Origin of the sequence: Streptomyces sp. SID10853 (assembly GCF_010548145.1) — a bacterium.
Classification (GTDB): Bacteria; Actinomycetota; Actinomycetes; order Streptomycetales; family Streptomycetaceae; genus Streptomyces.
The window spans coordinates 1-844 of record NZ_JAAGLN010000505.1 but is presented as its reverse complement, the minus strand read 5'-3'; the positions used below and the strand labels follow the sequence as shown (position 1 = coordinate 844).

Genomic DNA, 844 nt, shown 5'->3' with positions numbered 1-844 from the left:
GGGTTCACGGGGTCCGCTCCTCTCCGGTGGCAGCGGCCGCCGCGGCATCGCCGCCCGCTGCCTCCCGGGGGGCTTTCCCGGCGGCTTGCCCGGCGGCTTGCCCGGCGGCTTGCCCGGCGGCTTGCCCGATGGCTTGCCCGGCGGCTTGCCCGATGGCTTTCCCGGCGGCTTCCCCAACGGCTTTCCCGGTGTCGGGGCCGTGGTCGTCGTCCAGTCGCGCGTGCACGGTCGCGACGAACGCCGTGACCGCCCGCTCCACATCGTCGAGGCTGCTCGGCCCCTCGGTCAGCAGCTGCTGCGCCCGCCGGTACTGGCCGGCCGCCACGGTGTCCTCGGCCCGCCGGTGGTCGGCGAGCCGGGCCTGCTCGGCGGCGAGCAGTCCGCGCAGGTCCAGCATCCGGTCGAGGGCGGCGCGCAGTCGCTGTTCGACGTCCTCGGCCCGTAACAGGGCGCCCAGGACGGACTGTTCGGCGTACGACAGCATCTGCAGAAACGCGGCGGTCCCGCTCCCCGGGGGCGGAGGATCCTCCTGCGGTGGTTCCCGCGGGGCTTCCTGGGCCCGCGTCCGTTCCAGTTCGGCCGCGAGCTGCGCGGTCCACAGCTGGGCCCGGTCGCCGTGCCGGGCGGGCGGGCCCGGCAGCCCGGTGACGCGGGGCTCCAGTCTCCGGAACAGGTCCCTGACGGTGCGTTCGGTGCCGGAGAGCCGGTCGGCGCGGTCCGTCAGCCGCGCCAGCCACTGCGCCGCCCGTCCGGCGGGCAGCAGCTCACCGGTGAGCACGGGCGCCGGACCGTGCAGTACGAGGAGGAGCCGCGCCCCGCGGTCCGCCAGCCGGCGCAGCAGCAC

Annotated in this window: 1 pseudogene; it reads right to left on the bottom strand. The window is 76.7% G+C overall.

Annotated features, from left to right (window positions below):
• Nucleotides 1-4: 4 nt before the first annotated feature.
• Nucleotides 5-844, bottom strand: a pseudogene (locus G3I19_RS36665) (hypothetical protein); the annotation flags it as partial.